This window comes from Lysinibacillus fusiformis, from assembly GCF_002845985.1.
Lineage (GTDB): Bacteria > Bacillota > Bacilli > Bacillales_A > Planococcaceae > Lysinibacillus > Lysinibacillus fusiformis_D.
Genome location: NZ_PDFK01000001.1, coordinates 1,069,693 through 1,082,361, shown reverse-complemented (window position 1 = coordinate 1,082,361; position 12,669 = coordinate 1,069,693). Strand labels below are relative to the sequence as shown.

General features: G+C 37.5%; 14 protein-coding genes. All 14 read left to right on the top strand.

Annotation, left to right across the window (positions count from 1 at the left end; translation table 11 throughout):
- Positions 1–29 precede the first annotated feature (29 nt).
- Entirely contained in the window at positions 30–527 is a 498-nt protein-coding gene (locus CRI88_RS05320) for a manganese efflux pump MntP (RefSeq protein WP_036123667.1), read from the top strand.
- A gap of 22 nt (positions 528–549) precedes the next feature.
- Complete coding sequence (locus tag CRI88_RS05315) at positions 550–990, top strand: low molecular weight protein arginine phosphatase (protein WP_036123665.1); 441 nt, start codon at positions 550–552, stop codon at positions 988–990.
- An 8-nt stretch (positions 991–998) separates the two neighbouring features.
- On the top strand, positions 999–2,282 hold the full coding sequence (locus tag CRI88_RS05310) for a methyl-accepting chemotaxis protein (RefSeq protein ID WP_058843798.1): 1,284 nt from the start codon (positions 999–1,001) through the stop codon (positions 2,280–2,282).
- A 357-nt stretch (positions 2,283–2,639) separates the two neighbouring features.
- On the top strand, positions 2,640–3,077 hold the full coding sequence (rpiB, locus tag CRI88_RS05305; protein WP_036123645.1) for a ribose 5-phosphate isomerase B: 438 nt from the start codon (positions 2,640–2,642) through the stop codon (positions 3,075–3,077).
- A gap of 86 nt (positions 3,078–3,163) precedes the next feature.
- Complete coding sequence (locus CRI88_RS05300; protein WP_101966466.1) at positions 3,164–3,706, top strand: TIGR01440 family protein; 543 nt, start codon at positions 3,164–3,166, stop codon at positions 3,704–3,706.
- Between the two features lie 58 nt (positions 3,707–3,764).
- Entirely contained in the window at positions 3,765–5,006 is a 1,242-nt protein-coding gene (gene glyA / locus CRI88_RS05295) for a serine hydroxymethyltransferase (RefSeq protein ID WP_036123640.1), read from the top strand.
- A gap of 269 nt (positions 5,007–5,275) precedes the next feature.
- A complete protein-coding gene (locus CRI88_RS05290; protein WP_036123637.1) occupies positions 5,276–7,435 on the top strand; it encodes an EAL domain-containing protein in 2,160 nt (719 codons plus the stop codon).
- A gap of 124 nt (positions 7,436–7,559) precedes the next feature.
- Positions 7,560–8,189: a uracil phosphoribosyltransferase gene (upp, locus tag CRI88_RS05285; RefSeq protein ID WP_004269470.1), complete on the top strand. Its 630-nt coding sequence runs from the start codon at positions 7,560–7,562 to the stop codon at positions 8,187–8,189.
- A 167-nt stretch (positions 8,190–8,356) separates the two neighbouring features.
- Entirely contained in the window at positions 8,357–9,478 is a 1,122-nt protein-coding gene (wecB, locus tag CRI88_RS05280; protein ID WP_036123633.1) for a non-hydrolyzing UDP-N-acetylglucosamine 2-epimerase, read from the top strand.
- Between the two features lie 536 nt (positions 9,479–10,014).
- Complete coding sequence (locus tag CRI88_RS05275) at positions 10,015–10,386, top strand: ATP synthase subunit I (RefSeq protein WP_036123631.1); 372 nt, start codon at positions 10,015–10,017, stop codon at positions 10,384–10,386.
- 36 nt (positions 10,387–10,422) lie between these two features.
- A complete protein-coding gene (gene atpB / locus CRI88_RS05270) occupies positions 10,423–11,133 on the top strand; it encodes a F0F1 ATP synthase subunit A (RefSeq protein ID WP_058843803.1) in 711 nt (236 codons plus the stop codon).
- A gap of 65 nt (positions 11,134–11,198) precedes the next feature.
- Positions 11,199–11,423, top strand: a complete 225-nt coding sequence (atpE, locus tag CRI88_RS05265) for a F0F1 ATP synthase subunit C (RefSeq protein ID WP_004269474.1) — start codon at positions 11,199–11,201, stop codon at positions 11,421–11,423.
- Positions 11,424–11,596: 173 nt separating this feature from the next.
- The gene (atpF, locus tag CRI88_RS05260) at positions 11,597–12,121 is read left to right on the top strand and encodes a F0F1 ATP synthase subunit B (protein ID WP_089932992.1); all 525 of its coding nucleotides are present in this window, start codon (positions 11,597–11,599) and stop codon (positions 12,119–12,121) included.
- The gene (locus tag CRI88_RS05255; protein ID WP_036123623.1) at positions 12,118–12,654 is read left to right on the top strand and encodes a F0F1 ATP synthase subunit delta; all 537 of its coding nucleotides are present in this window, start codon (positions 12,118–12,120) and stop codon (positions 12,652–12,654) included. Before atpF ends, CRI88_RS05255 begins: the two co-directional genes overlap by 4 nt.
- Positions 12,655–12,669 lie beyond the last annotated feature (15 nt).

The window sequence follows — 12,669 nt, the reverse complement described above, 5'->3', positions numbered from 1 at the left end:
AAAATATTAGGGAGAGAAGGAGTGCGTTCTTGCAGGGAATTCTTGCAGGTATACTAACGTCTGTTGATGTGATTGGTCTATATGTCTTACTGCCAAATGTTAGATATCGCTTATTTTTGTCATTATGGACAGCAGCATTGCATATGCTTTTCCCGTTATTAGGCTTTGAGCTAGGAAGCTATTTAGTTCGATTTCTATTAGAATGGGGACAATGGATTTCAAGTATTTTATTATTTTGTATTGGTATGCATTTACTATTATTCTCTCATCGAGATGAAAAAGTAACAATATCACCTGTAATTTTGGCTGTGACTGCAAGCCTAGATACCTTTTCAGTTAGTGTTTCTTTTGGTATGCTTAACTTAGAAAAAACTATTTTTATCATGAGTGCAGGCTTGAGCGCTCTAATTTGCGCTTATGGTTCATTAGTCATTGCCCGTAGAAGCCAAGTATTTTTTGGCAATAAAATTCAAATAGCTGCTGGCGTTATATTTATTATCATGAGCATTCTAGCTATTCAACAATAAATGAAATTGGAGAGTGATAAGTGTGAAAATATTATTTGTTTGTACAGGCAATACTTGTCGCAGTCCGATGGCAGAAGTTATTTTAAAACATAAACAAATCAACAATGTAGAGGTGCGCTCAGCAGGTATTTATGCCATGCCAAATGCACAAATGTCAGCACATGCACAACAAGTGTTAAATGAAGCGCAAATGTCACATCAGCATTTTGCAACGCAATTATCAATGACAGAAATGGCATGGGCAGACTTAATTTTAACGATGACGACTGCTCACAAAGACGCCGTGATTTCAAATTATCCAGAAGCTGAACATAAAGTATTTACCTTGAAAGAATATACAAATGAGGGCAGTCTGGAAAATGTAGTAGATCCTTATGGTGGCAATAAAGCAATATATGAAGCAACATTTGCAGAATTAAAGGAATTAGTTGATCAATTAATACAAAAACTTGAAAAGAATTGAGGGGCCCTATGAAAAAACAATTTGGTTTACGGCTTAAATTGGTATTATTTGTTAGTGTACTTGCGCTTATCACCTACAGTGTCAGTTTTATATTCATTGAGTTTTTACAACCTACTTTCTTCCCAGACACGAATCGAATGGTTTTTGAGGTAATTACCTACGCATTAGGTATTATATGGTCAGGTATATTAGCGGCGTTGTTAAGCGTGATCTTAATCAAACCTTTACAGCAGCTCGAACATTCAGCAATCCTTGTAGCTGAGGGGAAAATTGGACAGGATGTACAAATGCCTAAAACAAATGATGAAATTCGATCCGTTGCTGAGGCGTTCCAACAAATGGTGTTAAATCTGCGTCAAATGGTGGAAAGTATCGATCAAAACTTTCAGCAAACAAATCAATCAATTATTCAGCTATCTGATGAGGCGGGAGTGGCAACTAGAAAGGCAGAAGGAATTGCCTCTACTGTGAAGCATATATCTGCAGGAGCAGAAGCATCTGCAACAGCTGTACAAGACACTGCCGAAGCTATTGAAGATGTGCGAGCTCTTGCAACAGAAGTAAATAGTAGAGCAGAAGCATCAGCATCACAATCAAAAGAGATTCTACATAATTTATCGACAACAACAAAGGCCATCGAAATATTAGTGAATAGTATTCAGCAAATTGCTACAGGTAATAATGAGGCACTAAAAAGTATTCATGCACTTGAAGAAAATGCTGGCCAAGTAGAACGGATTATTAGTTTAGTTGGTGACATTGCGGCACAAACAAATTTACTGGCATTAAATGCCTCGATTGAAGCAGCACGAGCAGGAGAGCATGGAAAGGGCTTCGCAGTGGTAGCTGAGGAAGTTCGCGGTTTGGCTGATGAAAGTGCGAAAGCTGTCCAAGGTATTACAGCTTTAATTCAGTCCATGCAGCAAAATGTAGAGGTAGTTGTTAAACAAATGAATGAACAAGTAGCATTTGCGACGAAGGAAGCTGATCGCGTTTCTGAAACAACGACAGCCGTTGAAGGTATGGCTTCCAACGTACATGAAATGGCAACAGCAATTGTTGAAATTTCCTCGTTAATTGAACAGCAAATGCATAATATTGAAACGACAGCTCGCCAATCACAAGAAGTTGCAGCCATTGCTGAAGAAACGTCAGCAGGTGCACAGGAAGTTCGTAGCGCCGCTGAAGAGCAAGCTTATGCTATCGAGCAGGTAGAGCATTTGGCTCAAAGTTTGAAAAAGCAATCGGAAGCATTGCATAAGATGATTCAACAATTTGATAGACAAGCATAGTTCTAAAGGCTATACATAAATGCGACGTAAAATCGGATTTATGTATAGCCTTTTTTATTAGAGAGCTTCCATCTTAAGATCACACTCTGTCAAAGTATTTATGTCCATCGTAAGTGAAAAGCTAAAAAAACTTCAGAAGATGGAATATTACAACAAAGGACCTTTATCCGAACTTATTAACATGATATTCACATTATCCACAGAAAAACGAGTTTAAAAGTGAATATTTTTATGTTAATATACAATAAATGTTCGTCTTTCAGGAGAAATCAGCATAAAAAAACAAGAAAAATCATGTTATTCTTCAGAAAGAAGTGGTACACTAAGGGTGACTATAATTCGAAAAGAGGGAACCCAGTGAGAATAGCAATTTCTTCTGATCACGGAGGCAACAACTTACGTCGTGAGATTATGCAGCTATTAGATGAACTTCATATTAGCTACGAAGATTTTGGTCCACAATCTGCGGATTCAGTAGACTATCCTGATTATGCAAAACCTGTTTCTGAAGGTGTTGCTAATGGAGAATTTGATAAAGGTATTTTAATTTGTGGCACAGGAATTGGTATGTCCATTGCTGCTAATAAGGTGAAGGGCATTCGTTGTGCATTAGTGCATGATGTATTCAGTGCCAAGGCAACACGTTGCCATAATGACTCAAATATTATAGCCATGGGTGAACGTGTCATTGGTCCAGGCCTTGCACGTGAAATCGTCCAAACTTGGCTAGAAACAGAGTTTGAAGGTGGCCGTCATACACGCCGCATAGAAAAAATTGCTGAGCTAGAGCAATAATTGTTTCATGATTCCATATATGGCATTCGTCAAGGATGTCCTATATGGCATGATTTTAATGGATATAGATGAAGGAGCTGAGCTTAATGGTAGTAAAACAAATACGAACGCATTTGACTCAGTTACTCAGTGAGTTTGAAGAGCAGGTAACGTTACGACCTCATACAATTTTTGTTGTAGGGTGCTCTACATCTGAAGTGATTGGTCAGAAAATTGGCACAGCAGGGGCATTGGAAATAGCTGAAGCCATTTATGAGCCGTTACAAGAATTTGCATCGAAACATCAATTACATTTAGCATTCCAAGGCTGTGAGCATATTAACCGCGCTATTACTATGGAGGCATCGACGGCTGAACGATTTGGCTATGATGAAGTAGCAGTAGTTCCAGTACGTACAGCAGGTGGATCGATGTCTGCTTATGCCTATACACAATTTGCTAATCCAGTGGTTGTTGAAACAATACAGGCACATGCAGGTATTGATATTGGACAAACATTAATTGGTATGCATTTGAAAGCAGTAGCTGTTCCCGTTCGAACATCAGTGAAAATGGTGGGAGAAGCGATTGTTACGGTTGCAACAACACGTCCAAAGCTAATTGGCGGAGAACGTGCAATATATAAATAAGTACCCTTATTATAAGTGGTATAGATAATTAACGATACTTTAGGAGGCTTTTTCAAACATGGCATATGAAAAATTAGCAGTACAAGACAAAGCAGTATTAGACGGAATTCTTGCAGAAAAAAAACGTCAACAAGCAAATATTGAATTGATTGCATCTGAAAACTTTGTTTCCGAAGCGGTTATGGAAGCACAAGGATCAGTACTGACAAATAAATACGCTGAAGGCTATCCAGGTAAACGCTACTACGGTGGTTGTGAACATGTAGACGTAGTAGAAAATATTGCACGTGATCGCGTGAAAGAAATTTTTGGAGCAGAATATGCTAATGTACAACCACACTCTGGTGCACAAGCAAACATGGCTGTTTACCATACAATTTTAGAACCAGGTGACACAGTTCTTGGTATGAACCTTTCTCATGGTGGTCACTTAACACATGGATCTCCAGTAAACTTCTCTGGTATCCTATATAACTTTGTGGAATATGGTGTAACGAAAGAAAATCAAGTAATCGATTATGAAGATGTACGTCAAAAAGCATTAGAACATAAACCAAAACTGATCGTTGCTGGTGCTTCTGCCTACCCACGTGAAATTGACTTCTCTAAATTCCGTGAAATCGCAGACGAAGTGGGTGCATACTTCATGGTGGATATGGCACACATTGCTGGTCTTGTAGCTGCTGGTGAACATCAATCACCAGTGCCGTATGCTGATTTTGTTACATCAACAACGCATAAAACATTACGTGGACCACGTGGTGGTTTAATTCTTGCTTCAAAAGAATGGGAGCAAAAATTAAATAAATCTGTATTTCCAGGAATTCAAGGTGGTCCATTAATGCATGTCATTGCTGCAAAAGCTGTAGCATTTGGCGAAGTATTACAACCAGAATTTAAAGACTATGCAAAGCAAATTAAAGCGAATGCCAAAGCTTTAGCTGAAGTACTAATTGCTGAAGGCGTTGAAATCGTTTCTGGTGGTACAGATAACCACCTATTACTGTTAAATGTAAAATCACTTGGTTTAACAGGTAAAGTAGCAGAGCATGCACTAGATGAAGTAGGTATTACAACGAATAAAAACACAATTCCTTACGATACAGAATCGCCATTTGTTACTTCTGGTATTCGTATCGGTACGCCAGCTGTTACTTCTCGCGGCTTTAAAGAAGAAGATATGAAAGAAGTTGGAGCAATTATTGCTGCGGTTCTTAAAAATCCTGAAGATGAAGCAGTTAAAGCAGAAGCAAAAGATCGTGTAAAAGCATTAACAGATAGACACCCATTATACGCATAATAGAATGAGAGGGCTGTGTTTAAAGTACATTTGTTACTTTAAATACAGCCTTTTATTTTGTGAATTTAGGACTAAACTATAAAAAACATATTTTTTCCGAAAAAATAGAATAATCATCTTGTTTTTGAATAAATTTACATAAAATAGATAAGTAGGGTTTAAGGACAGATAATGTCCTAGAAAAGAAGTTTTTTTTCATAAAGGTGAAAATTTATTTGAATTTTATGTACAATGGAAATGGGATGAAGTGATAGAGATGGAGGGATTGGATGGTCACTAAATCATTAGACATAGAAAATGATGTTTTATTAAGTAGCATTCGTAAATTAGGGGATAATTCGAAAGAAAGCTACGTTATTTTTGATGCGACAAATCATCATGGCATACTAGCGTGTAATGATTCATTTTGTATGCTTACAAATGCTTCGCGTTCACAAATCCTAAATACTGATTATTTTTCATGGCTCTCTATAGATGAAAAAAAGACAACCATAAAAATGATAAAAGAAAAAATACATAACGGCATAATGGTCCAGGCAAAGCTCTATCATAATGGCATTAATAAATCGCCCTTTTGGGCAGAGATACAAGCATTACCATTTTGCAATGAGGCTAATCGTACGAAATATGTTTTAGTGCTTGTGAAGGATGTAACGTATTACCGTACTGAAGACTTCCTCATGAGATTAGAAAATGATATGTATAAGGCCATCGAGCGAGATAGCACTCTTGAACAAAAGATGAAAATTATTTGCCGTGGACTGGATGATTTTTTTACGCCGAATATTGCAAGTATGGTTCTGGTAAAAACAGAGTCCAATCAATTACAAGTTTTCACAGGTAATGATCCGGAGGAAAGTGTGCCAAGATGCTGTGAAAACAATGCATTTTTTATTGAAGTAATGCAATCAGGAAATGCTAGGCTCGTGGAAAATTTAGATGAAGTAAATATCCCTGAGGAACATAAACAATATGCTACATTATTTGAAAAGCCGTATGGATGGTTTGTACCTATACGCAATCAACAACGGCAAGTGATAGGGCTATTTTCGATCTATTTTCAAAAAACACGAAGCGACCAAATGTCTTTTAAAAATATGCTTCAAAAAATGGGGTCACTTGTTGCGTTGGCTGTTACCTATGCTCGAACTCAAAAAAAAATTTGGGATTTAGCCTACACGGATATTACAACGGGTCTACCTAATCGTCATAGCTTTGTTAATTCGATTGAAAAAGAAGTGGAGCATGGTTTAAGCGGTTTTATCAAAATATTAAAACCAAGTGAATTTCATCAAGTGGTGGAACTTTACGGGCGTGAGGTTGGAGATGAGCTTTTAAGGCAACTCGCTAAAAGATTGGAGCAAGACAAGCCAGAAGATAATGAATATGTTGCTAGATTTACAAGCTCTAGTCTTATTATGTCTACGTTGGCACACAATGAAAATTTACAGGAGTATGATAAGCGGATAAAGGAAACAATTCGTCAGCCCTTTATTATAGGGGGAAAGCAAATCTATATCACGCTAAAAACAGGAATCGCTTCCTATAATAATGACACAAAAATCATTGATGCGATTCGCTTTGCTGATAATGCTCTTTCCTTTGCAATTGATAGACCAGGTACACATACTGAAATTTTTACAACAGAAAAAAATGATGTGCTTATACAGAAAATGACGGTTTTAAATCATTTATCACAAGCAATCAAAAATAAAGAAATTACAGTCCATTTACAGCCTAAGGTAGACTTACGTAATGGTGAAATACACAGTATTGAGGCACTGGCACGGTGGATTTCTCCAAAACTAGGCTTTGTGTCACCAGCCATCTTCATTCCAGTAGCTGAGAGTACCGGGAAGGTTCTGGAAATAGATGTTCTTGTTTTAGAGACTGTGCTTTCATGGCTTTCAGAACGTCAACGGCTAGGAAAGAAATTAGTGAAAATTGCAGTTAATATCTCACCTGATCATTTTTACTATACGCATTTCGTTCAGGATACACTGAAACTTGTTCAAAAATATAATATTGACCCTAGCTATATTATTTTAGAGGTGACTGAAAATATTGGTTTAGTAGACTTTCAATCTGCCTTTAAAATTATTCAAGAATTAAAAAGCTATGGTTTTAAAACATCAGTAGATGATTTTGGAACAGGTTTTTCATCATTAAGCTATCTACAACAGCTACCCTTCACTGAATTAAAGATTGATCGTAGCTTTATTAATGCGATTGAAGATGCGGCAACGCTTGCGATTGTACGCTCCATTATTCAGTTGGCATTAAACTTAGGGATGATTTCAGTTGCAGAGGGCATTGAAACGGAAGAGCAGGTAGAAATTTTACGTGCACTAGGCTGTACAGTAGGACAAGGCTATTTTTATTATAAGCCAATGCCCATTGAACAAGTAGATAAAATTCTTGATCAATAGCTTATTTTTGACAAATATAAAATAACAAAAGGAGTCGTCCTAAATTAATTTTTGAGGCGACTCCTTTTTTCTGTTATACTAGTTGAGATAAAAATGAAATCCGAACGGTGAGGAGAGAATCCCTTTGAGCAAAGTCTATGTATTTGATCATCCACTAATCCAACACAAATTAACTTATATTCGCGACAAGAACACAGGAACAAAAGAATTTCGTGAGCTAGTAGACGAAGTAGCAACACTTATGGCGTTTGAAATCACACGTGATATGCCAGTAGAAGAAATTGAAATTGAAACACCTGTAACAATTGCCAAAACAAAAGTACTTTCTGGTAAAAAGCTTGCGATTGTACCAATTCTACGTGCAGGTATCGGTATGGTAGATGGCGTATTAAAGCTTATCCCAGCGGCTAAAGTTGGTCATATTGGTCTTTATCGTGATCCTGAAACGTTAAAACCAGTTGAATATTATGCAAAACTTCCAGCAGATGTGGAAGAGCGTGATTTCATCATTGTAGATCCAATGCTTGCAACTGGTGGTTCAGCAGTGGAAGCCATCCACTCACTGAAAAAACGTGGAGCTAAAAACATTAAATTCATGTGCTTAATCGCTGCACCAGAGGGTGTAAAAGCTATTCAAGAAGAACATTCTGATGTAGATATTTATATTGCTGCACTCGATGAAAAATTAAACGATCATGGCTATATTGTACCTGGTTTAGGTGATGCCGGAGACCGTCTATTCGGTACAAAATAAAAATCAATACATGTAATTTCCTCATTTAGGAAACTAATAACTTGTGAAAGCGTCCTTCAAATTGAAGGGCGTTTCCTAGTATGTGTAGGCAAGTACGTCTATTGATGACCATTAATAGATGTAGTTGACCATTTCATACAATAACAAAAAGGACGGTGCAGATCGTTTTGATAAAAAAATGGAAAGTAATGACGATTTTTGGTACAAGACCAGAAGCAATTAAAATGGCTCCTCTCGTTTTGGAGTTACAAAAGTATCCTGAGCAAATAGAATCTATTGTAACCGTAACAGCACAGCATCGCCAAATGCTCGACCAAGTATTAGAGACATTTAACATAACACCAAACTATGATTTAAATATAATGAAGGATCGTCAAACATTAATTGATGTAACGACAAACGCATTACAGGGCTTAGATAAAGTAATGAAAGAAGCACAACCAGATATCGTTTTGGTACATGGTGATACAGCAACAACCTTCATTGCGAGCTTGGCGGCATTCTATAACCAAATTGCTATAGGGCATGTGGAAGCAGGCTTACGTACATGGAACAAGTATTCACCATATCCAGAGGAAATGAATCGTCAGCTAACAGGTGTGATGGCAGATTTACATTTTGCTCCAACGGAAGTATCTAAAAAGAACCTGCTAGATGAAAATAAAAATCCAGACACGATTTTTGTGACAGGAAATACAGCCATTGACGCATTAGCAACAACGGTCAGTGAGCACTACACACACCCTGTATTAGATAAGATTGGCGAAGATCGCATGATTTTATTAACGGCACATCGTCGTGAAAATCTGGGTGAACCAATGCGCCATATGTTCAAAGCGATTACGAGAATATTAACAGAGCATGAGGATGTTCAAGTTGTATATCCAGTGCATATGAATCCAGCTGTTAGAGAAATTGCGAATGAAATCTTAGGAGACAATGAACGTGTACATTTAATAGAGCCTCTTGAAGTGTTTGATTTCCATAATTTTGCGGCAAATTCATATATGATTTTAACGGACTCAGGTGGCGTACAAGAAGAAGCACCTTCATTAGGGAAACCAGTGCTTGTTCTAAGAGATACGACAGAACGTCCAGAAGGTATTGAAGCTGGCACATTAAAGCTAGCAGGAACGGAAGAAGAAACAATCTATGCCTTAGCAAAGGAATTACTAACAGATAAAAATGCCTACGAAGTAATGGCGAAAGCATCGAATCCATATGGAGATGGGCATGCATCGAAGCGTATTGTTGAGGCACTGCTAGAATTTTTACAAAGAACTAATTAATGTACTATATTTAATTCGGAAAAATAAGTCTAATGTACCTATTGAAATGGGTAAGCTAATTTACGAGCATAATCATGTCGTAAATTAGCTTTTTTTTCGTGTGAGAAGGTTGGGAACTTTTGAAACTATGAAATTTCATACACAAATTTGTCAACAATTTGACAAGAGTATATAGGCTGTGAAGTTTTTCTCCTTTACCAATTGACTTCAAATATCACCTATTGTATGCTTACAAAGGGTAAGAATGATAAGGGTTTCAGTTCATAAATAGGACGTTGAAACACTTGTTATATCAACTTTCTACTAAATTGACAGTTCAAAATAAAACTGTCGATTTGCAACGTTTTGTGCGTTTCGGTTTTTACCGAGTCGGTAAGGGGTGTAAGTTATTTTTGGGCATTTACACCTGTAATTGAAATGACTCTCCCATTACTATTCCGCTGTGAGTAGTGTCTTTCACTGCTCTTTTCTGATTTCACATAGTGGTCAGCAAACGTTTTCATTACTCGAAAAAATGATTCAGGAGATTATAACCAATGCTAGATTTGCATCACATTTTTGCTGTGCAGAAGAGGGCGTTATTTTTTTTGCTTGCACTCTGCGCATTAGGCTGGGGGTTTACTCCCTATCAAACTGTTTTTGCGGGCATCGCAATAGGTGCATTTTTTGGTACGTATAATTTTTGGATTCTAGTTCGACGTATGGAGAAGTTTGACAGATCCATTAGTGAAGGGAAGAAGATAGGCTCACTTGGTACAGCACTTCGCTTTGGATCAGGTGTTGCGGCAGTCGCAATAGCCATTTCGTTGCCAAACTATTTTCACTTAATTAGCACGGTTATAGGGCTAATGATTCCGTACGTTTTTCTCTTTGTCGAGAGAATTGTGTCACATGTAAGGAACCGCTAATGTGCTTTAAATTAGAAAGAGAGGTGAAAAATAACAATGAATCATGAAGCTCCGTTACTAGAAGTCGGTTTTTTAACATTTAATAAATCGACAGTTATGATGTTACTGGTTGCAGCAATTATCGTATTTTTAATTGCCTTTATTTCAACTAGAAGCCTAAAGTTAAAACCTACTGGTATGCAAAACTTTATGGAATGGATTATGGATTTCGTTAAGAATATTATTAAAAGCAACATGGACTGGAAAACTGGTGGTCGATTCCACGTTCTAGCCATTACGCTAATTATGTTTATCGCAGTATCTAACTTACTAGGTCTTCCATTCTCTATCGTCTATGATCATCAGCTATGGTGGAAATCACCAACAGCTGACCCTACAGTTACGATGACATTGGCAGCAATGATTTTAGTCTTAACGCAATACTATGGTGTTAAAATGAAGGGTACAGGTCATTATGTTGGTACATTCTTCAAACCAATGTCATTCATGTTCCCGCTGAAAATAGTAGAAGAATTTGCAAACACATTAACATTAGGTTTACGTCTTTACGGTAACATTTACGCGGGTGAGATTTTACTTGGCTTACTTGCAGGTTTAGCATCATCAGGTGCTGTGGGATTCATCGGGGCAATCGTTCCTATGATGGCATGGCAAGGTTTCTCAATTTTCATCGGCTTTATCCAAGCCTTTATCTTCACAATGTTAACAATGGTTTACATGGCTCATAAAGTGAGCGATGACCATTAATATAAAGCATATATCCTATGCTTGAATCACAAAAAAACAAACAATTCCAAGGAGGAAATTTTCAAATGACAGGTTCATTAGGTTTATTAGCAGCAGCAATCGCAATCGGTTTAGGTGCACTTGGTGCAGGTATTGGTAACGGTCTTATCGTATCAAAAACAGTAGAAGGTATCGCTCGTCAACCAGAAGCTCGTGGCGTTCTTCAAACTACAATGTTCATCGGGGTTGCATTAGTTGAAGCCCTACCGATCATCGCAGTAGTAGTAGCATTCATCGTAATGAACAAATAATTCAGTTGAACACTGAATTTTACTAGTGGCGAAGCAGGATTCACCAGATGAAACTTCGCCCTTCATTTTGGAACGGATAAAAGCTATGTGTAGATATAGCTTTTTAAAATAGGTAGTTTTTTTAATCATTAAATTATGTTGAAGTTAAAGCTCTTGAAGGGAGTGAAACAATCGTGTTTTTAGATTATCTTGTACTAGGTGCTGGCACTGGTGGAGGTTTTAACAATGGTGACATCATCTCAACATTGGTTATCTTCATAGTGTTAATGTTATTACTTAAGAAATTCGCTTGGGGTCCACTTATGGGCATCATGCAGCAACGTGAAGAATTAGTAGCGAGTGAAATCGAAGCAGCTGAAAAAGCGCGCAAAGAATCGCACCAATTTTTAGAAGAACAAAAGAGCCTTCTTAAAGAAGCTCGTACGGAAGCACAATCGATTGTTGAAGGCGCTAAGAAACAAGGCGAACTACAAAAAGAAGAAATTCTTACTGTAGCGCGCAATGAAGCAAACCGCTTAAAAGAATCGGCTTTACGTGAAATTGAGTCTGAAAAAGAAAAAGCTATTGCAGCAGTACGTGATGAAGTCGTTTCATTATCTGTACTTGCAGCATCTAAAGTCCTTAGCAAAGAGATTTCTGAGGCAGACAACCGTGCTCTAATTGAAGAGACGATTGCGAAGGCAGGCGAAGCTCGATGAGTAATTCAACTGTAGCAAAACGTTACGCTCAAGCGCTTTTTGAATTAGCGCAACAAAAAAACAATCTTACTGAAGTTGGAGCAGACTTAAACGAACTAACAAAAGTAATGAAAGAATCTCCTGATTTTTTAACGCTTTTAAGTGCGCCTAAGTTCTCCATCGAACGTAAAAAACAAATGGTAGCTGAAATCTTCACTGGTGCAACACCAGAAGTTTTACACACGGTTCAACTTCTAGTTGAGAAAAAACGTGTAAACGAGATTAAGCTAATTGCCAATGCATATGCTGAGCTTGCTGCACAAGCACAAGGTATGGCAGATGCAACAGTATTTTCAACACGTGCACTTTCTGCAGAAGAAAGCGCTAATATTTCGACAGCATTTGCGAAACTTGTTGGAAAACAATCATTAAACATTACAAACGAAATCGATCCAACTTTACTTGGTGGTATTCGTGTTCAAATCGGTAACCATATTTATGACAGCTCAGTAGTTAACAAACTAGAGCGTCTAAAACGTGAATTAATCGGTTAATAATTTAGAAATGTG

Excerpts from the sequence above, each read along its gene's own strand:
- CRI88_RS05300 (WP_101966466.1), top strand. The coding sequence starts at position 3,164 with ATGGTAGTAAAACAAATACGAACGCATTTGACTCAGTTACTCAGTGAG.
- CRI88_RS05310 (WP_058843798.1), top strand. The coding sequence starts at position 999 with ATGAAAAAACAATTTGGTTTACGGCTTAAATTGGTATTATTTGTTAGT.
- CRI88_RS05290 (WP_036123637.1), top strand. The coding sequence starts at position 5,276 with ATGGTCACTAAATCATTAGACATAGAAAATGATGTTTTATTAAGTAGC.
- CRI88_RS05255 (WP_036123623.1), top strand. The coding sequence starts at position 12,118 with ATGAGTAATTCAACTGTAGCAAAACGTTACGCTCAAGCGCTTTTTGAA.
- atpE (WP_004269474.1), top strand. The coding sequence starts at position 11,199 with ATGACAGGTTCATTAGGTTTATTAGCAGCAGCAATCGCAATCGGTTTA.
- atpB (WP_058843803.1), top strand. The coding sequence starts at position 10,423 with ATGAATCATGAAGCTCCGTTACTAGAAGTCGGTTTTTTAACATTTAAT.
- glyA (WP_036123640.1), top strand. The coding sequence starts at position 3,765 with ATGGCATATGAAAAATTAGCAGTACAAGACAAAGCAGTATTAGACGGA.
- CRI88_RS05275 (WP_036123631.1), top strand. The coding sequence starts at position 10,015 with ATGCTAGATTTGCATCACATTTTTGCTGTGCAGAAGAGGGCGTTATTT.